Annotated in this window: 17 protein-coding genes and 6 tRNA genes; 18 read left to right on the top strand and 5 right to left on the bottom strand. The window is 68.7% G+C overall.

Annotated elements, in window-relative coordinates; all coding sequences use genetic code 11:
* Window positions 1-16: 16 nt before the first annotated feature.
* The 4 genes from ACEN96_RS21095 to hpnC all read right to left on the bottom strand — a co-directional run bounded on the left by ACEN96_RS21095 (window position 17) and on the right by hpnC (window position 3923).
* Window positions 17-784 carry an IclR family transcriptional regulator gene (locus tag ACEN96_RS21095; protein WP_343639572.1) on the bottom strand — a complete coding sequence of 256 codons (768 nt, stop codon included), beginning with the start codon at window positions 782-784 and terminating at the stop codon, window positions 17-19.
* Between the two features lie 88 nt (window positions 785-872).
* Window positions 873-2156 (bottom strand): hydroxysqualene dehydroxylase HpnE, encoded by a 1284-nt coding sequence (gene hpnE / locus ACEN96_RS21090; RefSeq protein WP_495585012.1) that lies wholly within the window; start codon window positions 2154-2156, stop codon window positions 873-875.
* A 1-nt stretch (window position 2157) separates the two neighbouring features.
* Window positions 2158-3054, bottom strand: coding sequence for a presqualene diphosphate synthase HpnD (gene hpnD, locus ACEN96_RS21085; protein ID WP_495585011.1), 897 nt, complete (start codon window positions 3052-3054; stop codon window positions 2158-2160).
* Entirely contained in the window at window positions 3051-3923 is an 873-nt protein-coding gene (hpnC, locus tag ACEN96_RS21080; protein ID WP_495585010.1) for a squalene synthase HpnC, read from the bottom strand. Before hpnC ends, hpnD begins: the two co-directional genes overlap by 4 nt.
* 298 nt (window positions 3924-4221) lie before the next feature.
* Here hpnC and ACEN96_RS21075 point away from each other — a divergent pair, with 298 nt between their 5' ends.
* The 13 genes from ACEN96_RS21075 (at window position 4222) to ACEN96_RS21015 (ending at window position 17175) form a co-directional block, all read left to right on the top strand.
* Entirely contained in the window at window positions 4222-5343 is a 1122-nt protein-coding gene (locus ACEN96_RS21075) for an efflux RND transporter periplasmic adaptor subunit (RefSeq protein ID WP_495585009.1), read from the top strand.
* Window positions 5344-5359: 16 nt separating this feature from the next.
* Window positions 5360-8500 carry an efflux RND transporter permease subunit gene (locus tag ACEN96_RS21070; protein WP_495585008.1) on the top strand — a complete coding sequence of 1047 codons (3141 nt, stop codon included), beginning with the start codon at window positions 5360-5362 and terminating at the stop codon, window positions 8498-8500.
* A 189-nt stretch (window positions 8501-8689) separates the two neighbouring features.
* Window positions 8690-8776: transfer RNA gene (locus ACEN96_RS21065), tRNA-Leu, on the top strand.
* 26 nt (window positions 8777-8802) lie between these two features.
* Entirely contained in the window at window positions 8803-10113 is a 1311-nt protein-coding gene (gene tig, locus ACEN96_RS21060) for a trigger factor (RefSeq protein ID WP_495585007.1), read from the top strand.
* 227 nt (window positions 10114-10340) lie between these two features.
* Entirely contained in the window at window positions 10341-10949 is a 609-nt protein-coding gene (gene clpP / locus ACEN96_RS21055) for an ATP-dependent Clp endopeptidase proteolytic subunit ClpP (RefSeq protein WP_343639564.1), read from the top strand.
* A gap of 201 nt (window positions 10950-11150) precedes the next feature.
* Window positions 11151-12419, top strand: a complete 1269-nt coding sequence (gene clpX, locus ACEN96_RS21050; RefSeq protein ID WP_495585006.1) for an ATP-dependent Clp protease ATP-binding subunit ClpX — start codon at window positions 11151-11153, stop codon at window positions 12417-12419.
* A 137-nt stretch (window positions 12420-12556) separates the two neighbouring features.
* Window positions 12557-14983 carry an endopeptidase La gene (gene lon, locus ACEN96_RS21045; RefSeq protein ID WP_495585005.1) on the top strand — a complete coding sequence of 809 codons (2427 nt, stop codon included), beginning with the start codon at window positions 12557-12559 and terminating at the stop codon, window positions 14981-14983.
* A gap of 225 nt (window positions 14984-15208) precedes the next feature.
* A tRNA-Gly gene (locus tag ACEN96_RS21040) sits at window positions 15209-15284 on the top strand.
* Between the two features lie 91 nt (window positions 15285-15375).
* Window positions 15376-15449: transfer RNA gene (locus tag ACEN96_RS21035), tRNA-Cys, on the top strand.
* 13 nt (window positions 15450-15462) lie between these two features.
* A tRNA-Gly gene (locus ACEN96_RS21030) sits at window positions 15463-15538 on the top strand.
* 49 nt (window positions 15539-15587) lie between these two features.
* A tRNA-Gly gene (locus ACEN96_RS21025) sits at window positions 15588-15663 on the top strand.
* A 103-nt stretch (window positions 15664-15766) separates the two neighbouring features.
* Window positions 15767-15853, top strand: a tRNA-Leu gene (locus ACEN96_RS21020).
* A 29-nt stretch (window positions 15854-15882) separates the two neighbouring features.
* On the top strand, window positions 15883-17175 hold the full coding sequence (locus tag ACEN96_RS21015) for an MFS transporter (protein WP_495585004.1): 1293 nt from the start codon (window positions 15883-15885) through the stop codon (window positions 17173-17175).
* A gap of 18 nt (window positions 17176-17193) precedes the next feature.
* Here the strand turns inward: ACEN96_RS21015 and murI are convergent, their stop codons facing one another.
* Window positions 17194-18045 carry a glutamate racemase gene (gene murI / locus ACEN96_RS21010; RefSeq protein ID WP_495585003.1) on the bottom strand — a complete coding sequence of 284 codons (852 nt, stop codon included), beginning with the start codon at window positions 18043-18045 and terminating at the stop codon, window positions 17194-17196.
* A 259-nt stretch (window positions 18046-18304) separates the two neighbouring features.
* Between murI and ACEN96_RS21005 the strand changes: the two genes are divergently transcribed.
* From ACEN96_RS21005 to ACEN96_RS20985, 5 genes are all read left to right on the top strand, one after another.
* The gene (locus ACEN96_RS21005) at window positions 18305-19060 is read left to right on the top strand and encodes an electron transfer flavoprotein subunit beta/FixA family protein (protein ID WP_495585002.1); all 756 of its coding nucleotides are present in this window, start codon (window positions 18305-18307) and stop codon (window positions 19058-19060) included.
* A gap of 28 nt (window positions 19061-19088) precedes the next feature.
* Entirely contained in the window at window positions 19089-20018 is a 930-nt protein-coding gene (locus ACEN96_RS21000) for an electron transfer flavoprotein subunit alpha/FixB family protein (RefSeq protein WP_495585001.1), read from the top strand.
* A 99-nt stretch (window positions 20019-20117) separates the two neighbouring features.
* Window positions 20118-21911 carry an acyl-CoA dehydrogenase gene (locus ACEN96_RS20995; protein WP_495585000.1) on the top strand — a complete coding sequence of 598 codons (1794 nt, stop codon included), beginning with the start codon at window positions 20118-20120 and terminating at the stop codon, window positions 21909-21911.
* A gap of 85 nt (window positions 21912-21996) precedes the next feature.
* The gene (locus ACEN96_RS20990; RefSeq protein WP_495584999.1) at window positions 21997-22950 is read left to right on the top strand and encodes an NAD(P)H-dependent flavin oxidoreductase; all 954 of its coding nucleotides are present in this window, start codon (window positions 21997-21999) and stop codon (window positions 22948-22950) included.
* A 348-nt stretch (window positions 22951-23298) separates the two neighbouring features.
* A complete protein-coding gene (locus ACEN96_RS20985; protein WP_495584998.1) occupies window positions 23299-25755 on the top strand; it encodes a hybrid sensor histidine kinase/response regulator in 2457 nt (818 codons plus the stop codon).
* The last annotated feature ends 46 nt before the right edge of the window (window positions 25756-25801 follow it).

Below are 25801 nucleotides of genomic sequence, written 5' to 3'. Positions count from 1 at the left end.
GGCCCGCTTCGTCGTTTCAGCCGCGGAAACCGAGCGCGGCGGAGATCCGCGTCGCCGTTTCCTTCAGGCGCGGGAGCCAGCCTTCCTCGAGCCGGTCCGCCGGCGCCGAGATCGACAGCCCCGCCACCAGCTTGCCCTGGTCGTCGTAGATGCCGGCGGCCATGCAGCGCACGCCCAGTTCCAGCTCCTCGTCGTCGCGCGCGACGCCGCGCTGGCGCACCAGCGCCATCTCGCGCTCGAGCAGGCTGATCTCGGTCAGGCTGTTGCGGGTGTGGCCCGACAGGCCGGTGCGCGTCGCGTAGGCACGCACGCGCTGGGGATCGTCGCTGGCCAGGAACAGCTTGCCCACCGAGGTCAGGTGCAGCGGCGCCCGGCCGCCGACGGCACGCACGACCTGCATGCCGCTGCGCTCGGAGTAGGTCCGCTCGATGTAGACGATCTCGTCGCCTTGCCGCACGGACAGGTTGACCGGCTGGTGGGTCAGCTTGTGGAGCTCGCGCATCGGGCCGATTGCCGCCTCGCGCACGTCCAGCCGCGCCTTGACCAGGTTGCCCAGTTCCAGCAGCCGCATGCCGAGGCGGTAGCTGCCGGCCTCGGGCCGGTCGACGAAGCGGCCCAGCGCCAGATCGTTCAGGATGCGATGGGCGGTCGAGGGATGCAGGCCGGTGGTCTCGCTGATCACTTTCAGCGAGACGGGGTCCTGGTGCTGGGCCAGCACGTCCAGCAGGGCGAACGTGCGCTCGAGGACCTGGATGGCGGGGGTCTGGAGCTCCTTGGACTTCATGGCGGACGATTGTGAAGGATTTCTCCTGGTTTTTGCATGGCGAAACCGAGAGGCGCGTCTACCGGGCGATCTCCGTCGCGTTTGCCCATCAGGCGGCGAATCCGGCCGGGGCTTGCCGCATGGCGGAACGCGCCGCGGCCAGACCGCTCCGCACCGCCCCTTCGAGCGTCGCCGGATAAGGGCCGGCCAGATAGTCGCCGGCGGCCCAGAGTCCGGCGGCGATCGGCGCTTCGGGACGTCGCAGACCCGGCGTGCAGGCGAAGGTGGCGCGCTTTTCGCTGAGCACGCGGACGATCCTGGGTGGCGCCGCCCACTGGAAGTGCGCGAGCGCCTGCGCGAGCGCCGCCTCGCCGGTGGCCTCCAGGCCCTTGGCGATCCATGGCGCCGCGCCGCTGACGACGAGGCTGAACAGGCCGGGATGCAGGCCGAGTTGACCCAGGTCGAACGCGAACTGCGCGGGCTCGGCCGGCGATTCACGCAGCGCGACCATGGGCGCCGGCAAGGCGGAGCCGGGGCTTTCCAGATAGATCGTGACGATGGGCTGGAACTCGAAGGCGCCGGCGGTGGCGCTCCAGGACGGCGCCAGATCGCGCGTGAGCCGCGCCGCCTCGACCGAGCTGCAGGCGACGATGGCGGTGTCGAAGAGCTCGCCGTCGACAGACCATCCGCGCCCCGCCGCCTCCAGCCGCTGCACGCGCTGCGTGCGGATCGCCGCGCCCCGCGCCAGCAGCCAGCCGCGGGCGGGCGCGGGGAGCAGGGCGCTCAGCCCCTGGCGGGGTAGCAGCAGATCCGCGCTGCCCGGCCCGCTGAAGAGCGCGTCCTTCAGCACGCGCAGGAAGACCTGCGCGCTGGCCTGGTCGGCGGGCGTGTTCAGCGCGGCGACGCAGAGCGGGTCGATGAGATCGTCGCGCACCACGCGCGGCAGGGTCGCGCAGAGCCGCGCGACCGTCAGCGCGGGATCGCAGCGGAAGCCGCGCAGCGTCCAGGCGCTGCTCGCGGCGAGGAAGCGCAGCCGGTCGAGCAGCGGCCAGGCCGCGCAGCCCAGCACGCCGCGCAGGAAGGCGAGGGTGGGCGGGCCCGGCGGCAGGGTCAGCGTCTCGCGGTCGGGGTAGCGCAGCCGCAGCGGCATCCGCAGCAGGCCGGCCTCCGGATCGCCGCCGACGCGGCGCATCAGCGCCAGCGATTCGGTGTAGGCGCCGATCAGGATGTGCTGGCCGTTGTCGAGCGCCGGCGCCGTGCCTTCCAGGCTGCGCGCCCGGCCGCCGAGCGCCGGTGCCATCTCCAGCAGCGTGACCGCGGCGCCCAGCGACACCGCCTCGACGGCCGCGGCAAGCCCCGCCCAGCCGCCGCCGATGACGGCCACCCGCCTCACGTCAGCGCCCGCGCCAGTTCGTCTTCATCGCGATCCACAGCTTGCGCAGCGGCGTCAGCGCGATGCGCTGGTGCAGGACCTGGAAGTGCTCGGCCTCGATCTCGCGCAGCAGCGTGCGGTAGATGTTGGCCATCATGAGCCCCGGCTTCTGGGCCTTGCGGTCGGCCTCGGGCAGCAGCGCCATCGCCTCGTCGTAGAGGCGGTGCGCGCGCTCGGCCTGGAACGTCATCAGGGCGATGAAGCGGTCGCTGTAGCCCCAGGGGGCGTCGCGCTTGAGGATCTCGTGCGCCTTGACGTCGAACTGCTGCAGCTCGCTCACCGGCAGGTAGATGCGGCCGCGGCGCGCGTCGTCGCCGACGTCGCGGATGATGTTGGTGAGCTGCATCGCCAGCCCGAGCTTGTGGGCGTAGGCCACGGTCTGCGCGTCGGTGCGGCCGAAGATGCCCGAGGCCACCTCGCCCACGACGCCCGCCACCAGGTGGCAATAGCGCTGCAGGCCGGCGTAGTCCAGATAGCGCGTCTGCTCCAGGTCCATCTGGCAGCCGTCGATGACGGCGAGCAGGTGCTCGACGCGGATGTCGTAGTCCTTCACGTGCGGCAGCAGCGCCTTCATCGCCGGGTGCGAGGGCTGGCCGTTGAAGGCGCTCATCACCTCCTTGCGCCACCAGGCGAGCTTGGTCGCGGCGACGCCCGGATCGGACACCTCGTCGACCACGTCGTCCACCTCGCGGCAGAAGGCGTAGTAGGCGGTGATCGCGGCGCGGCGCGGCGGCGGCAGGAAGAGGAACGCGTAATAGAAGCTCGAGCCGCTCGCGGCGGCCTTCTGCTGGACGTACTGCTCCGGCGTGGAGGCGCCGGCGGCCGGCGCATCGGGGGTCTGGTCGGTCTTGGTGCTCATCGCGCCGTCCCTTCGCGGCGGGTGTTCATTCGGGTCGCGGTCATCGACAGCGCGCGCCACAGCAGCAGCGGCGCGTCGGACGCGCCTATCGTGGGCCGCCGGCGCAGCGCGTCGAAACGCCCCGCCCGCAGCTTGTCGAGGATGCGAAGGCCGCCTTGTACCACCAAGCGCAGCTCCCAGCCGGCGCGTCCCGGGATCCGGTGAGCCAGCGGGGCGCCCTCGAGCATCAGCGCGCGGGCCCAGCCGCACAGCGATTCGATCAGCGCGCGGGCCGCCGGGCCGTCGCGCAGCGCGAGCAGGTCCTGTCCCTCGACCCCGTGGCGGAGGCGGTCCTCCAGCGGCGCGTAGATCCGGCCGCGCGGGCCGTCGACGGTGAAGTCCTGCCAGAAGTTGATCAGCTGCAGCGCCGAGCAGATCGCGTCCGAGCGCCGCAGCGCCTCCTCGTCGCCGATGCCGTAGAGGTGCAGCAGCAGCCGCCCGACCGGGTTCGCCGAGCGGCGGCAGTAGTCCAGGAGTTCGGCCCGGGTCGCGTAGTCGGTCTTGACCAGGTCCTGCTCGAAGGCGTCCAGCAGGTCCTCCAGCAGCCGCACCGGCAGATGGAAGCGGGCGATCACCGGCCCCAGCGACGCGAAAACGGCCGCCGCCCAGCGCGGGGAGGGCGCCTGGCCGGCGGCGACGGCGCGCAGGTCGGCGCGGTAGCCGGCCAGGTCCTCCAGGCGCCGCGCCGGCGTGGCGTCGCCTTCGTCGGCCAGGTCGTCGGCGGTCCGCGCGAAGCGATAGATCGCCATGATCGCGGGACGCAGGGCCGGCGGACTCAGCCAGGAAGCAACAGGAAAGTTTTCGTAGTGCTCTATGCTCACGGCCGGCATTCTCCGCTGAGCGGGCCTGCCCTCTTGATGAACCCGGGGCGCTGGAATTCCGCGCCGTCGTCCGGGAACATCAAATCTCGCAGTCCCCCTGCAGTACCCCGCCGAACCGTACGCCGTCGGTTTGACACGTCCGGACCCGCTGAATACATTACTGACCGGTCAGTCAGTTACTCCGGTGCCCGGTGCTGGGCGCCGCGGCTTTGTCGAGGTGTTCATGCCCCCACGGTCTCCTGTGTCCCCCGTCGGCCCGTCCGATCATTTCGCCGGCTCTGTGTCCGGCCGCTCCTGGGGGCGTGCGTTGAAGGGCCTGGCAGCGACTGCTGCCCTGGCCGTGCTGGCGGCCTGCGGGAAGCAGACGCCGCCCCCGGAGCCGGAGCGCTACGTGCGCACCGTCGTGCTGACGCCGCAATCCGCCGGCCTGCAGCGCGAGTTCGCCGCCGAGGTGCGGGCCCGCGTCGAGTCGCGCCTGTCCTTCCGCGTCGCCGGCAAGATCCTGGAGCGCCGCGTGGACCTGGGCTCGGTGGTGAAGCCGGGCCAGGTGCTGGCGCGGCTGGACAGCTCGGACCTGGTGCTGGCGCAGGAGGCCGCCAAGGCCGGCGTGCTGGCCGCCAAGGTCAACCGCGATCAACTGGGCGCCGATTACCGGCGCTACATCGACCTCCACAACCAGGGCTTCATCAGCGCCGCTGAACTCGACCGCCGCGATGCCGCCTTCAAGGCCGCGCAGGCGCAGTTCGACCAGGCGCGCGCGCAGTCCGATGTGCAGCGCAACCAGGCGCAGTACTCGAGCCTGGTGGCCGACGTCGCCGGCGTGGTGACCGGCATCGACGCCGAGCCGGGCCAGGTCGTGGCCGCCGGCACGCCCGTGGTGCGCGTGGCCAACGACGGGCCGCGCGACATCGTGTTCTCGGTCTCCGAGGACCAGGTCGCGCTGGTGCGTGCCGCCGCGGCGCGCCCGGATGGCCTCAAGGTCCGCCTGTGGAGCGACACCAAGGCCGATGCCCAGCCGATCAAGCTGCGCGAGCTCGCCGCCGCCGCCGATCCGGTGACGCGCACCTTCCTCGTGAAGGCCGAACTGCGCGATCAGGACGTGCATCTGGGCCAGACCGCCACCGTGATCCTCACCGGCGCGCCGACGGACAACGCGATCAAGCTGCCGCTGAGCGCGGTGATGGAATCGCAGGGCAAGAGCGCCGTGCTGCTGCTCGATCCCAAGACGATGACGGTGAATCCAAAGCCGGTGACCGTCGTCGGCGCCGAGGGCAACGAGCTCGTCGTGCAAGGCCTGACCCCGGGCCAGGAAGTGGTGACGGCGGGCGGCCACGTGCTGACGCCGGGGCAGAAGGTCAAGCGCTTCCGTCCGCCGGGCACGCCGACCGAGGGCGCCGCGCCATCGCCCGCCGCACCGGCCTCGCGCTGATCCCGGGGAGCGCTGAATGAGCAACCCGAGCCGCGCCGGTTTCAACCTCTCGCGCTGGGCGCTGGAGCATGCCCCGCTGACGCGCTACCTGATGGTGGTGCTGATGGTGCTGGGCTTCGCCGCCTACTTCCAGCTGGGCCAGGACGAGGACCCCCCGTTCACCTTCCGCGCGATGGTCGTGCAGGCCTACTGGCCCGGCGCGACGCCGCAGCAGATGGCCGAGCAGGTCACCGACAAGATCGAGCGCACCCTCCAGGAGGTGCCGCACGCCGACAAGATCCGCAGCTACACCAAGCCGGGGGAGTCGCTCACCATCTTCCAGGTGAAGGACAACACCGCGCCGGGCGAGGTGCCCCAGCTCTGGTACACGGTCCGCAAGAAGATCGGCGACCTGCGGGCCACGCTGCCGCAGGGCGTGCTGGGCCCGTTCTTCAACGACGAGTTCGGCGATGTCTACGGCTCGATCTTCGCGCTGTCCTCGGACGGCGGCTTCTCGATGGAGGAACTGCGCCAGCAGGCCGAGGCGGTGCGCTCCGAGCTGCTGCGCGTGCCCGACGTCGCCAAGGTCGACCTGTTCGGCGTGCAGGCGGAGAAGCTGTTCATCGAGATCTCGCAGAAGCGGCTCGCCGAACTGGGCCTGGACTTCAACCAGGTCGTGTCGCAGCTCAACGCGCAGAACGCGGTCGAGAGCGCCGGCGTGATGGACGCCGGCAGCGCCAACCTGCAGATCCGCATCGAGGGCCAGCTGAACTCGGTCCAGGCGCTGAGCGATTTCCCGATCCGCGGCGTCAACGCGCAGACGGGCGCCGGCAGCAGCATCCGGCTGGGGGACATCGCCAAGGTCCGCCGCGGCTACGTCGATCCGGCCACGACGATGGTGCGCTTCAACGGCAAGCAGGTCGTCGCGCTGGGCGTGTCGATGGGCAAGGGCGGCGACATCATCGCGCTGGGCAAGTCGCTGCAGGGCTCCGTCGCGCGGCTGCAGCAGCAGCTGCCCGCGGGCATCACGCTGCAGCAGATCCAGGACCAGCCGTCGGCGGTGAAGACCTCGGTGGGCGAGTTCGTGCACGTGCTGATCGAGGCGGTGGTGGTTGTGCTCGGCGTCAGCTTCATCAGCCTGGGCCTGCACACCCGGCCGCTGCGCATCGACGTGTGGCCCGGCCTGGTGGTGGGCATCACGATCCCGCTGGTGCTGGCCATCACCTTCGTCGTGATGCTCTACGCGGGCGTGGGGCTGCACAAGATCTCGCTCGGCTCGCTGATCATCGCGCTCGGCCTGCTGGTCGACGACGCGATCATCGCGGTCGAGATGATGGTGCGCAAGCTCGAGGAGGGCTACGACAAGATGCATGCGGCGACGTACGCCTATGACGTCACCGCCAAGCCGATGCTGACCGGCACGCTGATCACCGCGGTCGGCTTCCTGCCGATCGGGCTGGCCAAGTCCACCGTGGGCGAATACACCTTCGCCATCTTCGCGGTGACCGCGGCGGCGCTGGTGATCTCGTGGATCGTGTCGGTCTACTTCGTGCCGTATCTCGGCGCGCTGCTGCTCAAGACCCGCGCCGGCCACGAGGGCGAGGCCCACGAGGTCTTCGACACGCCGTTCTACAACCGCTTCCGCCGCTGGGTCGCCTGGTGCGTCTACCACCGCTGGAAGACCATCGGCCTGACCATCCTGGTGTTCGTGCTGGGCCTGGCCGGCATGGGCAAGGTGCAGCAGCAGTTCTTCCCGGACTCGAGCCGGCCGGAGATCCTCGTCGACCTGTGGCTGCCCGAGGGCTCGACCATCGAGCAGAGCAACCAGGTCGCCCAGCGCTTCGAGGCCCGCATGGCCAAGGAGCCGCTGGTGGGCAGCATCGCGACCTGGATCGGCTCGGGCGTGCCGCGCTTCTACCTGCCGCTGGACCAGATCCTGCCCAACACCAACGTCAGCCAGGCCATCATCCTGCCCAAGACCCCGGCCGACCGCGAGACGCTGCGGCACAAGCTGCCGCAGATCCTGGCCGAGGAATTCTCCGAGGTGCGCGGCCGCGTCAAGCTGCTGCCCAACGGCCCGCCGGTGCCGTACCCGGTGCAGTTCCGCATCTCGGGCGACGATCCGGCGCTGCTGCGCCAGTACGCGGATCGCGCCAAGGAGACGATGCGCGCCAACCCCAACATGCTGGGCGTCAACGACGACTGGAACGAGGCCATCAAGGTCCTGCGCCTGCAGGTCGACCAGGACAAGGCGCGCGCGCTCGGCGTCACCAGCCAGAGCATCGCGCAGGCGGCGCGCATCCTGGTCTCCGGCACCACGGTGTCGCAGTACCGCGAGGCCGACCGCCTCATCGACATCGTCCTGCGCCAGCCGGTGCAGGAGCGCGACACGCTGTCGGAGCTCGCCAATGCCTACGTGACGACGTCCTCGGGACGCTCGGTCCCGTTGACGCAGGTGGCCAAGCCCCAGTTCACCTGGGAGCCGGGGCGCATGCACCGGGAGAGCCGCCAGTTCACGATCACGGTGCAGGGCGACGTCATCGAGGGCCTGCAGGGCGCGACCGTGACCAACCAGGTCTGGCCGGCGCTCGACGCGATGCGCAAGGAGATGCCGCCGGGCTACTCGATCACGATCGCCGGCGCGGTGGAGGAGAGCAGCAAGGGCACCGGCTCGATCGCGGCGGGCGTGCCGATCATGCTCTTCGTCACCTTCACGCTGCTGATGCTGCAGCTGCACAGCTTCTCGCGGGCGATGCTGGCCTTCCTGACCGGCTTCCTGGGCATCGCCGGCGTGTCGGCGGCGCTGCTGATCCTGAACCGGCCGTTCGGCTTCGTCGCGCTGCTGGGGGTGATCGCGCTGCTGGGCATGATCCAGCGGAACTCGGTCATCCTGATCGACCAGATCGAGCAGGACCGCAGCCGCGGCGTGCCGGCGGCGCAGGCGATCGTCGAGTCCGCGGTGCGGCGCCTGCGGCCGATCGCGCTGACCGCGGCGGCCGCCGTGCTGGCGATGGTGCCGCTGTCGCGCAGCGTGTTCTGGGGACCGATGGCCGTGGCCATCATGGGCGGCCTGATCGTCGCCACCGTGCTCACGCTGCTGGCGCTGCCGGCGATGTACGCGGCCTGGTTCCGCGTCGAGCGGGACCCGGACGCGGGCATCGCGCCCTCGTCCCACTGACCGGGGAGGGGTTTCTCCCGCCCGGGAGGGGCGGGAGTCCCCGTCGGAAACGCGCGATTCCTTGGCTACAATCGCCGGTTTTCCGGATCGCGGACGGCAGGGCCATGGGCTCTACTTTCTGCAACTCTGAATACCAAGGGGCCGTCGCGCGGACTGCGCGCAGCGATCGCGGCGTCCCCAGTTCACCCGGCGCGGGTGGCGAAATTGGTAGACGCACCAGGTTTAGGTCCTGACGCCTTCACGGGCGTGCCGGTTCGAGTCCGGCCCCGCGCACCACACTTCCAACTGATTCCGAGTCCACTATGGCTGTCACCGTCGAAACTCTCGAAAAGCTCGAACGCCGCATCACGCTCACGCTGGCGGCCGCCGACATCAACACCGAGGTCGAAGCCCGTCTGAAAAAGCTGGCCCGCACCGTCAAGGCCGACGGCTTCCGTCCCGGCAAGGTGCCGATGTCCTTCGTGGCGCAGCGCTACGGCGCGCAGGTGCAGTACGAAGTCGTCAACGACAAGCTGGGCGAGGCCTTCACGGTCGCCGCCAACGAAGCCAAGCTGCGCGTGGCCGGCATGCCCAGCATCGCCCAGAAGGACACCTCAGCCGACGGCGAACTGGCCTTCGACGCCACCTTCGAGATCTACCCCGAGGTCAAGATCGGCGACCTGGCCGAGGCTGAAGTGGAGCGCGTCACCGCCGACGTCACCGAGGAAGCCATCGACAAGACCGTCGAGATCCTGCGCAAGCAGCGCCGGTCGTTCGCGCAGCGCGGCGCGGCCGACGTGGCCGCCGACGGCGACCGCGTGACCATCGACTTCGAAGGCAAGATCGACGGCGAGCCCTTCGCCGGCGGCAAGGCCGACGGCTTCCAGTTCCTGCTGGGCGAGGGCCAGATGCTCGAGGCCTTCGAGAAGGCCGTGCGCGGCATGAAGGCGGGCGAGTCCAAGACCTTCCCGCTCGCCTTCCCCGAGGACTATCACGGCAAGGATGTCGCCGGCAAGGAAGCCGACTTCCTGGTCACCGTCAAGAAGATCGAGGCCCAGCACCTGCCCGAAGTGAACGAAGCCTTCGCCAAGGCGCTGGGCATCAAGGACGGCACGGTCGAGGCGCTGCGCGCCGACATCAAGAAGAACCTCGAGCGTGAAGTGAAGTTCCGCGTGCTGGCCCGCAACAAGGGCGCCGCGATGGATGCGCTGGTCGGCAAGGCCGAGCTGGAGGTGCCCAAGGCGCTGATCGCCGGCGAGGCCGAGCGCATGGTCGCCAATGCCCGCGAAGACCTGAAGAAGCGCGGCATCAAGGACGCCGACAAGGCCCCGATCCCCGCCGAGCTGTTCAACGAACAGGCCGAGCGGCGCGTGCGCCTGGGTCTGGTCGTGGCCGAGCTGGTGCGCGCCAACAACCTGCAGGCCAAGCCCGAGCAGCTGCAGGCGCACATCGAGGACATCTCGCAAAGCTACGAGAAGCCGGCGGAAGTCGTGCGCTGGTACCTGTCGGACCGCGAGCGCATGGCCGAGGTCGAAGCCGTCGTGATCGAGAACAACGTCACCGACTTCGTCCTGGGCAAGGTCAAGATCGCCGACAAGCAGCTGCCGTTCGACGAGCTGATGGCGACGGCCTGATCGGCCTGGTCTGCCGATCAGGCGAGGGACTATCCCGGTGCCCTCTTGATTCGCCGGGCAGTCACCGCCAAGTAAGGCGCCAGGCCGCGAGGCCGGCGCCTTTTTCTTTCCCTGGCGCAACCGGCGCGCGAAGGCCACTCTCCGGAGGGCCCCCCCGCATGGCGGAAAGGGGATGGAGCGCACGACATAATGGTTTGTCGTGATCTCGAACCAATACAGAGGATTTCATGAGCGCGCTTGAAACCAGCAACCTGGGCATGGTGCCCATCGTCATCGAACAGTCGGGCCGCGGCGAGCGCGCCTACGACATCTACAGCCGCCTGCTCCGCGAACGCATCGTGTTCCTGGTCGGCCCGGTGAACGATGCCGTCGCCAACCTGGTGGTCGCCCAGCTGCTGTTCCTGGAGAGCGAGAACCCGGACAAGGAGATCTCGCTGTACATCAACTCGCCGGGCGGCAGCGTTTCCGCCGGCATGTCGATCTACGACACGATGCAGTTCATCAAGCCGCAGGTGTCGACGTTGTGCATGGGCATGGCGGCCTCGATGGGCGCCTTCCTGCTGGCGGCCGGCGAGAAGGGCAAGCGCTTCGCGCTGCCGAACTCCAAGATCATGATCCACCAGCCGCTGGGCGGCGCGCAGGGTCAGGCCACCGACATCGAGATCCACGCCCGCGAGATCCTCAAGACCCGCGAGCAGCTCAATCGCATCCTGGCCGAGCGCACCGGCCAAAGCCTGGAGAAGATCCAGGCCGACACCGAGCGGGACTACTTCATGTCGGCCGACGAGGCCTCGACCTACGGCCTGATCGACCAGGTCATCGCGAAGCGTCCCTGATCGCGGCTGCGTCCGCCTCCATCCCGCGGTGCGGGATGGAACCGCCGGCCGTGCACGGCAACTGACCGCCGTTGACCGTACCAACTGACCACTCTTAGGGGCTTTTATCCCCCCAAGGGTGGTGCCGGCAATTGAACTATCATCAATGCAGGCACTTGCCTGTATTCCCCGCAGCCCTCCAGCAGCCCCAGCAGCACTCCCATGGCCGAGAAAAAAGGCAACTCCAGCGAAAAAGTCTTGTACTGCTCCTTCTGCGGCAAGAGCCAGCATGAGGTCAAGAAGCTGATCGCTGGCCCGTCGGTGTTCATTTGCGACGAGTGCATCGAGCTGTGCAACGACATCATCCGGGACGAAGTCCCGGCCGAGACCGCGACCGGCGGCCGCGCCAGCAAGTCGGACCTGCCCGTCCCCAGCGAGATCAAGACGACGCTGGACCAGTACGTGATCGGCCAGGACGTGGCCAAGCGCACGCTGGCCGTCGCGGTCTACAACCATTACAAGCGGCTGCGCCACGCGGCCGACACCAAGGACGGCGTCGAGCTGTCCAAGAGCAACATCCTGCTGATCGGACCGACCGGCTCGGGCAAGACGCTGCTGGCGCAGACGCTGGCGCGCGTGCTGAACGTCCCGTTCGTGATCGCCGATGCGACGACGCTGACCGAGGCCGGCTATGTCGGCGAGGACGTCGAGAACATCATTCAGAAGCTGCTGCAGAACTGCAATTACGACGTCGAGCGCGCCCAGCGCGGCATCGTCTACATCGACGAGATCGACAAGATCAGCCGCAAGGCGGACAACCCCTCCATCACCCGCGACGTGTCGGGCGAGGGCGTCCAGCAGGCGCTGCTCAAGCTGGTCGAAGGCACGATGGCCTCGGTCCCCCCGCAGGGCGGCCGCAAGCATCCCAACCAGGACTTCCTGCAGATCGACACGACCAACATCCTGTTCATCTGCGGCGGCGCGTTCGACGGCCTCGAGAAGGTCATCCAGAACCGTTCCGAGAAGTCGGGCATCGGCTTCGGCGCCTCGGTCAAGAGCAAGAGCGAGAAGAAGGTCGGCGAGCTGTTCCGCGAGGTCGAGCCGGGCGACCTGATCAAGTTCGGCCTGATTCCGGAACTGGTCGGCCGTCTGCCGGTGATCGCCACGCTGGGCGAGCTGACCGAGGACGCGCTGGTGCAGATCCTGACCGAGCCGCGCAACGCGCTGGTCAAGCAGTACCAGCAGCTGTTCGCGATGGATGGCGTCGAGCTGGAAGTGCGCCCGTCGGCGCTGAGCGCCGTCGCGCGCAAGGCGCTGGCGCGCAAGACCGGCGCCCGCGGCCTGCGCTCGATCGTCGAGCACGCGCTGATCGACACGATGTTCGAGCTGCCGTCGCTGGAGAGCGTCGCCAAGGTCGTGCTGGACGAACACAACATCGATGAGGACACCAAGCCGTTGCTGGTCTACCGCGAGGCCAAGGCGAGCGCCTGAGCCCGCCCACCCAGCCGAGACACCGGGCGATCTGCTTGCCACTCCTTGCCGTGGAATGCAATTGCTCAAAGGCTATTGAACGGCACCTTGTAATTGGCCCCTCGGGCCCTAGATGGGCCTGAGAAAGAGAGGTTTTCATGTCCGGTCATCCGATCCTCCCCGCGGAACCCATCACGCTGCCGCTGCTCCCGCTGCGCGACGTCGTCGTGTTCCCGCACATGGTGATCCCGCTCTTCGTGGGCCGTCCCAAGTCCATCAAGGCCTTGGAAGCGGCGATGGAAGCGGGCCGCCAGATCATGCTGGTCGCGCAGAAGGCGGCCGGCAAGGACGAACCCAAGCCCGACGACATGTTCGAGATGGGTTGCGTCTCCAGCATCCTGCAGATGCTGAAGCTGCCCGACGGCACCGTGAAGGTGCTGGTCGAAGGCCTGCAGCGCGCCACGACCAACAAGATCGAGGACGGCGAGGAGCACTTCACCGCCGAGGTGCTGCCGATCCCGCCGGAAGCCGACGACCAGCCCGAGGTCGAGGCGCTGCGCCGTGCCGTGACGCAGCAGTTCGACCAGTACGTCAAGCTGAACAAGAAGATCCCGCCCGAGATCCTGACGTCCATCGCCGGCATCGATGACGCCGGCCGGCTGGCCGACACGATCGCGGCGCACCTGCCGCTGAAGCTCGATGCCAAGCAGTCGGTGCTGGACCTCTCCGAAGTGGGCAAGCGGCTGGAGAAGCTGCTGGACCTGCTCGAGCACGAGGTCGACATCCTCCAGGTCGAGAAGCGCATCCGTGGCCGCGTCAAGCGCCAGATGGAGAAGTCGCAGCGCGAGTACTACCTGAACGAACAGGTCAAGGCCATCCAGAAGGAACTGGGCGACGGCGAGGAAGGCGCCGACATGGAGGAGCTGGAGAAGAAGATCCAGGCTGCTCGCATGCCGAAGGAAGCGCGCAAGAAGGCCGAGGCCGAGCTCAAGAAGCTCAAGCTGATGTCGCCGATGTCCGCGGAAGCGACCGTCGTGCGCAACTACATCGACACGCTGGTCAACCTGCCGTGGGCGAAGAAGACCAAGATCAAGCACGACCTGGCCAATGCCGAAGCCGTGCTGAACGAGGACCACTACGGTCTGGACAAGGTCAAGGAACGCATCCTCGAATACCTCGCGGTGCAGCAGCGCGTCGACAAGGTGAAGGCGCCGATCCTGTGCCTGGTCGGCCCTCCGGGCGTGGGCAAGACCTCGCTGGGGCAGTCGGTGGCGCGCGCCACGGGCCGCAAGTTCGTGCGCATGGCGCTGGGCGGCGTGCGCGACGAGGCCGAGATCCGCGGCCACCGCCGCACCTACATCGGCTCGATGCCGGGCAAGGTGCTGCAGAGCCTGTCCAAGGTCGGCACGCGCAATCCGCTGTTCCTGCTCGACGAGATCGACAAGCTGGGCATGGACTTCCGCGGCGACCCGTCGTCGGCGCTGCTGGAGGTGCTGGACCCCGAGCAGAACCACACCTTCGCCGACCATTACATCGAGGTCGACTACGACCTGAGCGATGTGATGTTCGTGGCGACGTCGAACTCGCTGAACATTCCGCCGGCGCTGCTGGACCGGATGGAGGTCATCCGCCTGTCGGGCTACACCGAGGACGAGAAGGTCAACATCGCCCAGCGCTACCTGCTGCCCAAGCAGCGTGGCAACAACGGCGTGAAGGATGACGAGCTCGAGGTTACCGAAGACGCGATCCGCGGCGTGATCCGCTACTACACCCGCGAGGCCGGCGTGCGTTCGCTGGAGCGCGAGATCTCGAAGATCTGCCGCAAGGTCGTGAAGGGCCTGCAGCTGAAGACCTTCGAGGGCAAGGTGGTGGTCAACGAGGACAACCTGAACGAGTTCCTGGGCGTGCGCAAGTACGACTTCGGCCGCGCCGAGAAGAAGAACCAGGTGGGCCAGGTGGTCGGTCTGGCGTGGACGGAAGTGGGCGGCGATCTGCTGACCATCGAGGCCACGTCGATGCCGGGCAAGGGCAACATCATCCGCACCGGCTCGCTGGGCGACGTGATGAAGGAATCCGTCGAGGCGGCGCGCACGGTGGTGCGTTCGCGAGCCCGCCGGCTGGGCATCAAGGACGAGGCGTTCGAGAAGCGCGACATCCACGTGCACTTGCCCGATGGCGCGACGCCCAAGGATGGTCCGAGCGCCGGTGCCGCGATGACGACGGCCTTCGTGTCGACGCTGACCGGCATCCCGGTGCGGGCCGACGTCGCGATGACGGGCGAGATCACGCTGCGTGGCGAGGTCACGGCGATTGGCGGCCTGAAGGAGAAACTCCTGGCCGCGCATCGCGGTGGCATCAAGACGGTGATGATTCCGGAAGAGAACGTGAAGGACCTTCAGGACATTCCGGAGAACGTGAAGAACCAGCTGGAGATCGTTCCGGTCCGCTGGATCGACCGCGTGCTCGAAGTGGCGCTGGAGGCCTACCCGTCGGCGCTGCCGGAGGAAGAGTCCGCCGCGACGCCTCCGGCCGAGAAGGTCGCCGAGCCCAAGCCCGAAGCGGGTGGAGACTCGCTGAAGCACTGACTGCTTCAATGACCCGCGAATGGCGCCTCAGGGCGCCATTCTTCATTGCGGCGCGGCCGGCCAGGGGAGGGCGGTTGGGCGATCTTCATAAAGAACGCGCCGAACTCTTGTGTGAGTGTCAAAAACCGTTCTATACTCTCGGCTTCAGCGCAAACGGTGCTGCGACAGCAAGGCGAATCGAAAGAGACGCAGAGAAGTTGAAGCAGGCAGTGCGTTGAAGACCCTGCGGGAATAGCTCAGTTGGTAGAGCGCAACCTTGCCAAGGTTGAGGTCGCGAGTTCGAGCCTCGTTTCCCGCTCCAGGTTTGAAAAGGATGGAAGCTCCGGCTTCCATTTTTTATCGGAATCGGACAACCAAATCCGGTTCCCACAGAATCCCGTCCAGGGTTCTGGGGCGCGATAGCAAAGCGGTTATGCCCCGGATTGCAAATCCGGTCAGTCCGGTTCGACTCCGGATCGCGCCTCCAAAGAATGGACATTGCGGGAATAGCTCAGTTGGTAGAGCGCAACCTTGCCAAGGTTGAGGTCGCGAGTTCGAGCCTCGTTTCCCGCTCCAACGACACCAAAGGGTGGTTGGATGCTGAGTCATCCGGCTGTCCTGCGATGCGGGAATAGCTCAGTTGGTAGAGCGCAACCTTGCCAAGGTTGAGGTCGCGAGTTCGAGCCTCGTTTCCCGCTCCAAACTCCTCGAAAGGGAAGCCGATCCGGCTTCCCTTTTTTCTTTCCCGGCCGCCCCGATAATGTCCGGTCACCTCGACTTGGAACTCCTCGCGGAGCCGTCGCGGCCTGGATGGTGAAATCGGTAGACACAGCGGACTTAAAATCCGCCGCCTTCACCGGCGTACGGGTTCGAGTCCCGTTCCAGGCACCACGCGCATGGTTTCCGGGGCATTGCATCGCATGGCCTTGTTCGCGCAGGAACTGTTGAATCCGGGCGTCCGCAAACGCGAAGTCCTTGGCTGGTCGATGTATGACTTCGCCAATTCCGGCTACACGACCGTCGTCCTGACCGCCGTCTACAACGCGTATTTCGTCGGCGTCCTTGCCAAGGGACAGCCGTCCGCGACGCTGCTGTGGACCGTGCTGGTGGCCTTCTCCAGCTTCGTCGTGATGGTCACGATGCCGGGACTCGGCGCCTGGGCCGATGCGCACGCGGCCAAGAAGCGGCTGCTGGGCTATTGCACGGTCGGCTGCGTGCTGTCGACGGCGGCGCTGGCCTTTTTCGGCCCTGAACAGTTGTGGTGGGCCGCGGCCGCCGTGGTCGTCTCCAACGTGTTCTTCTCCTATGGCGAGTCGCTGATCGCCGCCTTCCTGCCTGAACTCGCACGGCGCGACGCGCTCGGCCGCGTGTCGGGCTGGGGCTGGGCCTTCGGCTATCTCGGCGGCATGCTCGCGCTGGGGCTGTGCCTGGGTTACGTGCTGAGCGCTCCCGCGCGCGGCGAGTCCGCCAGCCATGTGGTCCCCGTGACGATGTTGATCACCGCGGCCTTCTATCTGCTGGCCGCCGTGCCGACCTTCCTCCTGATGCGCGAGCGCGCCGATCCCTGCGCGACGCGCCGTGCCGCGCGCATGGGATCCGGGCTGTCGCAGCTCTGGGCCTCGTGGCAGCGGGCCCGCGCCTATCCCGACTTCCTCCGTCTGCTCGCCTGCGGCACGAGCTACCAGGCCGGCATCGCCGTCGTCATCGCGCTCGCGGCCGTCTATGCCGAGCAGGCGCTCGGTTTCACGCAGGCGCAGACGATGACGCTGGTGTTCCTGGTCAACATCGCCTCGGCCGTCGGCGCCTTCGCCTTCGGCTACTACGAGGACCGCATCGGTCATCAGCCCGCGCTCGCCGTCACGCTGGTGGGCTGGATGATGATGGTGCTGCTGGCCTTCCTCGCGACGAGCGCCTGGCTGTTCTGGATCGCCGCGTTGATCGCGGGCCTGTGCATGGGCTCGAGCCAGTCCTGCGGCCGCGCGCTGGCGGGCGCGCTCGCGCCGCATGACCGCCTGGCCGAATTCTTCGGGCTCTGGACCTTCGCGACGCGGCTGGCCGCGATCATCGGCCCGCTGACCTATGGCGCCGTCACCGCGATGACATCGGGCAATCACCGGCTCGCGATCCTCGCGACGGGCGTGTTCTTCGCGCTCGGCTATGGGCTGCTCAGACGCGTGGACATGACGCGCGGTCTGGCGCGGGCGCTCGTCTGAGCGGACGCGGCGCCGGGCTCAGGCCAGGGCGCGAGTGGCCGTCACGCCGCGCCAGCCCAGCGCTTCGCTTGCCAGATGCTGCAGCGGCGCCGGATCACCGGTGCTCTCGAGCACGATCCGGCCGTCGCCGCGGGGCGTGAGGCCGAAGCCTTCCCACACGCGCCGGGCCTGGCGCGCGACCGCGTCCTCGATGTTGAGCAGCCGCACGCCGTCGCCCAGTGCCGCCTGGATGCGGGCCTGGATCAAGGGGTAATGCGTGCAGCCGAGCAGCACGGTGTCGACCCCGGCCGCGCGCAGCGTCGCGCAATAGCGGTCGACCAGCTCGCCCAGTTCCGGGCTGCGAAGGTCGCCGCGCTCGATCAAGGTCACCAGGCCGGGGCAGGGCTGGCTGATGAGTTCGACGTCGCTGGCGTGTGCCGCGACCAGCTGCTCGTAGCGGCGGCTCGCGATCGTCGCCGTGGTCGCCATCACGCCGATGCGGCCGTTGCGCGTCGCCGCGACGGCCGGCTTCACGCCGGGCTCGATGCCGACCACCGGCCAATGCGGCCAGCGCTCGCGCATCGCCTGGACCGCATGCGCCGTCGCCGTGTTGCAGGCCACGACCGCCATCACGGCGCCGACACGGTGCAGATGCTCCGCCACCTTCACGCTCCGATCGACGATGTACTCGCTGCTGCGGTCGCCATAAGGCGCGTGCGCGGTGTCGGCCAGGTAGTGCAGCGGCACGTCCGGCAGTTGTTCGCGCAGGGCCTTCAGCACGGTCAGCCCCCCGACCCCGGAGTCGAAGACCCCAATGGAGGGGACGCGTGTCGCCGGCGAGGGGGAGATCGACGGCGAGGCGAGGGGAGATGCGGAACTGGAAGTCGTCATCGTGGGGGCGGCGTGTCGGGAGCGGAGTCTAGAGGGATTCCCTCATTCGTGTCCCCAAGCCTCTTGGCATCCCCCGTTCGATGGCTAGAATAGAACGATCGTTCGTTTTATTTTCGAGCCGGCGCCGACCAGACGCGCCCCGTACGCCGGGGATCCCCGGGACGGGAGCAGGGCGCATGACGGCTGGGAGACATGGGAGCGCCCCGGGGCTCCCCTAGAATCTGATTAACGTTAACGTCAATCCGCTTGGAGTGCTTCGATGAAGGTATTGGTCCCCGTCAAACGAGTCGTCGATTACAACGTCAAGGTGCGCGTCAAGAGTGACGGGACCGGCGTGGACATCGCCAACGTGAAGATGTCGATGAACCCCTTCGACGAGATCGCCGTCGAAGAGGCCGTGCGCCTGAAGGAGAAGGGTGTGGTGACCGAGGTGATCGCCGTGTCCTGCGGCGTCACGCAATGCCAGGAAACGCTGCGCACCGCGATGGCCATCGGCGCCGACCGCGCCATCCTGGTCGAGACCCCGGCCGACCTCGAACTGCAGCCGCTGGCTGTGGCCAAGCTGCTCAAGGCGCTGGTCGACAAGGAGCAGCCGCAGCTGGTGATCCTGGGCAAGCAGGCCATCGACGATGACTGCAACCAGACCGGCCAGATGCTGGCCGCGCTGACGGGCCTGCCGCAAGGCACCTTCGCGTCGAAGGTGGAAGTGGCCGACGGCAAGGTCAACGTGACGCGCGAGGTCGACGGCGGCCTGGAGACCGTGTCACTGACGCTGCCGGCGGTCGTGACGACCGACCTGCGCCTGAACGAGCCGCGCTACGTGACGCTGCCCAACATCATGAAGGCCAAGAAGAAGCCGCTCGACGTGGTCAAGCCCGCCGACCTGGGCGTGGACGTGGCGCCGCGCATCAAGACGCTGTCGGTCGCCGAGCCGCCCAAGCGCAGCGCCGGCATCAAGGTGCCGGACGTGGCCACGCTGGTCGCGAAGCTGAAGACCGAGGCCAAGGTCATCTGAGCCCCAGAACAAGATCCGGAGATACGACATGACCATCCTCGTCATCGCTGAACACGACAACGCCTCGCTCAAGGGCGCCACCCACCACGTCGTCACCGCCGCCGCCGCCATCGGCGGCGACGTGCACGTGCTGGTCGCCGGCTCGAACGCCGGTGCCGCTGCGCAGGCCGCCGCCAAGATCTCGGGCGTGGCCAAGGTGCTGCACGCCGACGGCGCGCAATTCGCCGACGGCCTGGCCGAGAACATCGCCGCGCAGGTGATCGCCATCGCCAAGGACTACTCGCACGTCCTGTTCCCGGCCACCGCCGCGGGCAAGAACGTCGCGCCGCGCGTGGCCGCGCTGCTGGACGTGGGCCAGGTGAGCGACATCACCAAGGTCGTCTCGGCCGACACCTTCGAGCGCCCGATCTACGCCGGCAACGCGATCGCGACCGTGCAGTCGACCGACGCCGTCAAGGTGATCACCGTCCGCACGACCGGTTTCGACTCCGCCGCCGAAGGCGGCAGCGCCGCGGTCGAATCGCTGACGGCCGTGGCCGACAGCGGCAAGAGCAGCTTCGTCGGCCGTGAGGTCACCAAGAGCGACCGCCCCGAGCTGACCGCCGCCAAGATCATCGTCTCCGGCGGCCGCGCGCTGGGCAGCAGCGACAAGTTCAATGAAGTCCTGACCCCGCTGGCCGACAAGCTGAACGCCGCGCTGGGCGCCTCGCGCGCCGCGGTCGACGCGGGCTACGCGCCCAACGACTGGCAGGTCGGCCAGACCGGCAAGATCGTCGCGCCGCAGCTGTACATCGCCGCCGGCATCTCGGGCGCGATCCAGCATCTGGCCGGCATGAAGGACTCCAAGGTGATCGTGGCGATCAACAAGGATCCGGAAGCGCCGATCTTCTCGGTCGCCGACTACGGCCTCGAAGCCGACCTGTTCACGGCGGTGCCGGAACTGGTGAAGGCGCTCTGATCCGACGCTGACGACCCCGCGGCCCCGGTGAGGCCGCGCACAAGACCAAGGGCGCCCGCCGACGACGCGCGGCGCCCTTTTTTCATCCGGAGACACCCCATGACCTACCGCGCCCCGATCAAGGACATGCTGTTCGACATGCAGGCCCTGGCCGGCCTGCAGACGCTGTCCGAGCAGATTCCCGCGTTCGCCGATCACGGCCTGGACACCGCGCAGGCGGTGCTCGAGGAATCGGCCAAGCTCAACGAGGACGTCATCGCCCCGCTGAACGTCGAAGGCGACAGGAACCCCTCGTACTGGAAGAACGGCGAAGTCTTCGCGACGCCCGGCTTCAAGGAGGCGTTCAAGCAGTACGTCGAGGGCGGCTGGCAGGGGCTGCAGCATCCGCAGGCCTATGGCGGCCAGGGCCTGCCCAAGACGATCGGCGCGGCCTGCGGCGAGATCGTGCAGGCGGCCAACGTCAGCTTCGCGCTGTGCCCGCTGCTGACCGACGGCGCGATCGAGGCGCTGCTGGTGGCGGGCTCCGAGCAGCAGAAGCAGACCTTCATCCCCAAGCTGATCTCCGGCGAGTGGACCGGCACGATGAACCTGACCGAGCCGCAGGCGGGCTCGGACCTGGCGATGGTGCGCACGCGCGCCGAGCCGCAGGGCGACGGCACCTACAAGGTCTTCGGCACCAAGATCTTCATCACCTGGGGCGAGCACGACATGGCGGACAACATCGTCCACCTGGTGCTGGCCCGCGTGCCGGGCGCGCCCGAAGGCGTGAAGGGCATCAGCCTGTTCCTGGTGCCGAAGTTCCTGGTCAACGCGGACGGCTCGCTGGGCGCGCGCAATGACGCGCACTGCGTGTCCATCGAGCACAAGCTGGGCATCAAGGCCAGCCCCACCGCGGTGCTGCAATTTGGCGATCATGGAGGCGCCATCGGCACGCTGATCGGCGAGGAGAACCGCGGCCTCGAGTACATGTTCATCATGATGAACGCGGCCCGTTTCGGCGTCGGCGTGCAGGGCATCGCGGTGGCCGACCGCGCCTACCAGAAGGCGGTCGAATACGCGAAGGACCGCGTGCAGTCGCGGCCGGTGGACGGCTCGTCCAAGGACGCCGCGGCCATCATCCACCACCCCGACGTGCGCCGCATGCTGATGACGCAGCGCGCGCTGGTCGAGGGTTGCCGCGCGATGGCGATCGACGCCGCCGCGGCCTACGACATGGCCCATCACCACGAGGACGCCGAGACCCGTCGGCAGGCGCAGGCCTTCTACGAGTTCATGGTGCCGCTGGTGAAGGGCTACAGCACCGAGATGAGCCTGGAGGTCACCTCGCTGGGCGTGCAGGTGCACGGCGGCATGGGCTTCATCGAGGAGACTGGCGCGGCGCAGTACTACCGCGACGCGCGCATCCTGCCGATCTACGAAGGCACGACCGCGATCCAAGCCAACGACCTGGTGGGACGCAAGACGGTGCGCGATGGCGGCGCGTTCGCGCGCTCGGTCGCGGCGCAGGTCGAGGAGACCGAAGGCGCGCTGGCCGCCAGCGGCAGCGCCGACGCGCTGGCCGTGCGGACGCAGCTGGCGGTGGCGCGCGCGGCCTTCGTCGAGGTGGTCGACTTCATCGCGGCGAACGGCAAGGCCAATCCGAACGCGGCCTTCGCGGGTTCGGTGCCCTACCTGATGGCGGGCGGCAACCTGATGGCCGGCTGGCAGCTGGCGCGCTCGCTGCTGGCGGCGCAGGAGCTCAAGGCGGCCGGCCAGGACGTCGCGTTCATGGACGCCAAGATCGCCACCGCGCGCTTCTATGCCGAGCACATCCTGCCGCGCTGCGCCGCGCAGCGCGACGCGATCGTGAATGGCGCGGGCAGCGTGATGGCGCTGCCGGTCGACGCGTTCTGATCCAGCCCGCACCGTCCCCGGCGTGACGCGCTGCGGCGCGCGCCGGGGGCAACATCCGACGACATTGACCCGAGGAGATTCCGAGGTGGCACTTCCCCCGCTGTTCAACAAGCTGCGCCTGCCGGTGATCGGCTCGCCGCTGTTCATCATCAGCAACCCGAAGCTGGTGATCGCGCAATGCAAGGCCGGCATCGTGGGCTCGATGCCGGCGCTCAACGCGCGTCCGGCCGAGCTGCTCGACGAGTGGCTGGCCGAGATCACCGAGACGCTGGCCGCGCATGACCGCGCGCATCCGGAGTCGCCGGCGGCGCCGTTCGCGATCAACCAGATCGTGCACAAGAGCAACGACCGGCTCGAGCACGACATGGCCCTGTGCGCCAAGTACAAGGTGCCGATCGTGATCACCTCGCTGGGCGCGCGCGAGGACGTCAATGCCGCGGTGCATGGCTGGGGCGGCATCGTGTTGCACGACATCATCAACAACAGGTTCGCGAGGAAGGCGATCGAGAAGGGCGCCGACGGCCTGATCGCCGTCGCGGCGGGCGCGGGCGGCCATGCGGGGGTCAAGAGCCCGTTCGCGCTGGTCCAGGAGATCCGCGAGTGGTTCGACGGCCCGCTGGCGCTGTCGGGCTCGATGGCCAGCGGCGACGCGATCCTGGCGGCGCAGGCGATGGGCGCGGACCTGGCCTACATCGGCTCGGCCTTCATCGCGACCGACGAGGCGCGCGCCGCCGACGAGTACAAGCGCATGATCGTCGAGAGCAACAGCGACGACATCGTCTACAGCAACCTGTTCACCGGCGTGCACGGCAACTACCTGAAGGGCTCGATCGTCGCGGCCGGCCTGGATCCGGAGAACCTGCCCGAGAGCGACCCGACGAAGATGAACTTCGGCGGCACTGGCGCGAAGGCCTGGAAGGACGTGTGGGGCAGCGGCCAGGGCATCGGCGCGATCCGCGAGGTGATGCCCGCGGGCGAACTGGTCGCGCGCTTCGGCCGCGAATACGCGGCGGCGCGCCAGCGTCTCTCGCTGGCCTGAAGGCGCAACGGCCGGACGGCTGCGGGGATCCCCCGCCCAGCAACGCCCCGCTCGACGGGGCGTTGTCCTTTCTGAAGCGGGCGCCGCGCGGCGCGGCGGAGCGGGGCAGTCGAATGAGCGGTTGCAATCCGCCAGCCGATGGGCAACCATCCGCAGACAGTCGATCGGGCATGCCTTCAGGGAGGCAGCGTGGGCGAAGTCGATGCACGGCGCGGCGCTTCATGCGGCGCGCAACGCGACGCTCGTGACGTCGCAGCGAGTGGGGAGCCGCAGGAGGAGCCGGCCCCCTCCTTTCTCGCGATCCAGCTTGCGGATCGCCGCGCGCGATCCCGCGCGCTGGCGACCATCGTGCTGTCCATTGCCCTCTGCCTCGCGCTGCTGCCTTTCGCCAAGGTGCAGCTGCCGGCGGTGGCCGCCTTCATTCCGGCGTATGAGGCCGCGCTCGTCCTCAACGACCTGATCACCGCGGCGCTGCTCTATGGCCAGTGGCGGATCACGCGCCTGCCGGCACTGTCGGTGCTCGCCAGCGGCTATCTCTTCACCGCGACGATCACGATCGGCCACGCGCTGTCCTTTCCTGGCGTCTTCGCGCCCGGCGGCGCGCTCGGCGCAGGCCCGCAGACCACGGCCTGGCTCTACATGTCCTGGCATGGCGGCTTTCCGCTGTTCGTGATCGCCTATGCGTGGATGCGGCGCCGCGAGCCCGCCCCGACCGCGGGTGACATCGACGGGCAGAGACCGGAACGGCAGGAACGCAAGGAACGGCGGGAGCCGCGCACCGCGCTGATCGCGACGGCCATCGCGCTCGGGCTCGGTGTTGGTCTGACGGTGCTCGCGACGGCGGGGCACGACTGGCTTCCCGCGATCATGGACGGCAACCGCTACACGCCCGCGATGATCGTCGCGGTCGGTGCCGTGTGGGCCGTGTGCATCGCGGGGCTGGCGGTACTGCTCTCGCGCCGCCGCGAGGCGAGCGTGCTCGACCTCGGGCTGCGCGTGGTGCTGGTGGCCTGGCTCTGCGACATCGCGCTGTCGGCGATGCTCAATGGCGGCCGCTACGACCTGGGCTTCTATGCGGGCCGCCTCTATGGCCTGATCGCGTGCAGCGCCGTGCTGGTCGAGCTGCTGCTGGAGAACGCTGTCCTCTATGCGCGGCTCGCGCAGACGCATGACCGGGAACGGGAGCGTTCATCGGAGCTGGCGCTGGCGCGCGACGAGGCCCAGCGCGCGAACGCGGCCAAGAGCCTGTTCCTGGCGAGCATGAGCCACGAGATCCGCACGCCGATGAACGCCGTCATCGGCCTGACCCACCTGGCGCTGCAGGGGCCGCTGGAAGGGCGTCAGCACGAGTACGTGGCCAAGGCGCATGCGTCGTCGAAGGCGCTGCTCGCGCTGCTCAACGACATCCTGGACTACTCCAAGGTCGAGGCCGGCAAGATCAGCCTGGAGGCGGAGGAGTTCGGCATCGAGGAGGTGGTCGAGAACGTCGGCGAACTGTTCTCGGCGCGGCTCGAGGAGACGGGGCTGGACCTGGTCTTCGAGATCGACCGTGACGTGCCGCCACGCACGGTGGGCGACGCGTTCCGGCTGACGCAGGTGCTGAACAACCTGGTGGGCAACGCCATCAAGTTCACGCCGCGCGGCGAGATCGTGATCCGCGTCGAGGTGCTGGAGCGCGCGGCGGGCCGGGTGCGCCTGGCGCTGTCGGTGCGCGACACCGGCATCGGCATGAGCCGCGAGACGCGCGAGCAGCTCTTCGAGGCCTTCGCGCAAGGGGAGATGGGCACGGCCAGGCGCTTTGGCGGCACCGGGCTGGGACTGGCGATCTGCCGGCGGCTGGTCACGCTGATGGAGGGCGACATCGTGGTGGAGAGCGAGCCGGGGCAGGGCTCGACCTTCCGCTTCAGCGCGTGGTTCGGGCTGCCGGCGGCGGGCGCGGCGCGGCGCGACCTCTATCGGATCCATGGCATGCGCGCGCTGGTGATGGATGGCCAGCTCACCGAGCGCGAGGCCTGGAGCCAGATGCTGTCGAGCTGGCGCTTCCAGGTGAGCGCGGCGGCCTTTGTCGACGACGCGGTGTTCAAGAGCCAGCGCGCCGTGGGGCACGACGCGCCCTACGAGCTGCTCGTGCTGGACTGGAAGACCGGCGCGGCGGAGGTGCTGGAGAAGGTCAGGGCGCTCTGCCTGGAGCGCGCCCAGCCGCTGCCGCGCGTCGTCGTGCTGGCGGGGGCGCACCAGCGCGACGCGGTCGAGCGGGAGCTGGGCCGGCGGCCGGGGCTGGAGGTGCTCGTGAAGCCGGTGACGCCGTCGCGCCTGTTCGAGGCGATCGTGCGCCTGCAGCATGGCACCGCCGCGCCGCGTGTGGCGCGGCCGCTCGAGAAGACGCTCGACGAGGCGCTGCGGCCCTTGCGGGGCGCCGAGGTGCTGCTGGTGGAGGATGACCCGGTCAATCAGCAGGTGGCGCAGGCCTTCCTCGAGCTGGGCGGGCTGACGGTGACGATCGCGGGCAATGGCCTGCAGGCGGTGGATCTGGTGCGCGAGCGCGCCTTCGACCTGGTGCTGATGGACATGCAGATGCCGGAGATGGGCGGCATCGAGGCGGCGCGCTGCATCCGGCTGCTGCCGCAGGGGCATGGGCTGCCGATCGTCGCGATGACGGCGGCGGCGATGGACGAGGACCGTCAGGCCTGCCTCGCGGCGGGGATGAACGCGCACATCGGCAAGCCGATCGTGCCAGCCGAGCTGGTCGAGGTGCTGCTGAAATGGACCCGGCCACCGAGCCGCGTCGCTGACGGCGTGGCGTGACGACGGCTCCGCGTCTTGGCGCGGGGAGCCCCGAAGGGCTCCCTGC

This window comes from Roseateles sp. Mitsp63 (assembly GCF_059491535.1).
Note: the sequence above shows the minus strand (reverse complement) of the source record. Positions and strands in the feature narration are given on the sequence as shown.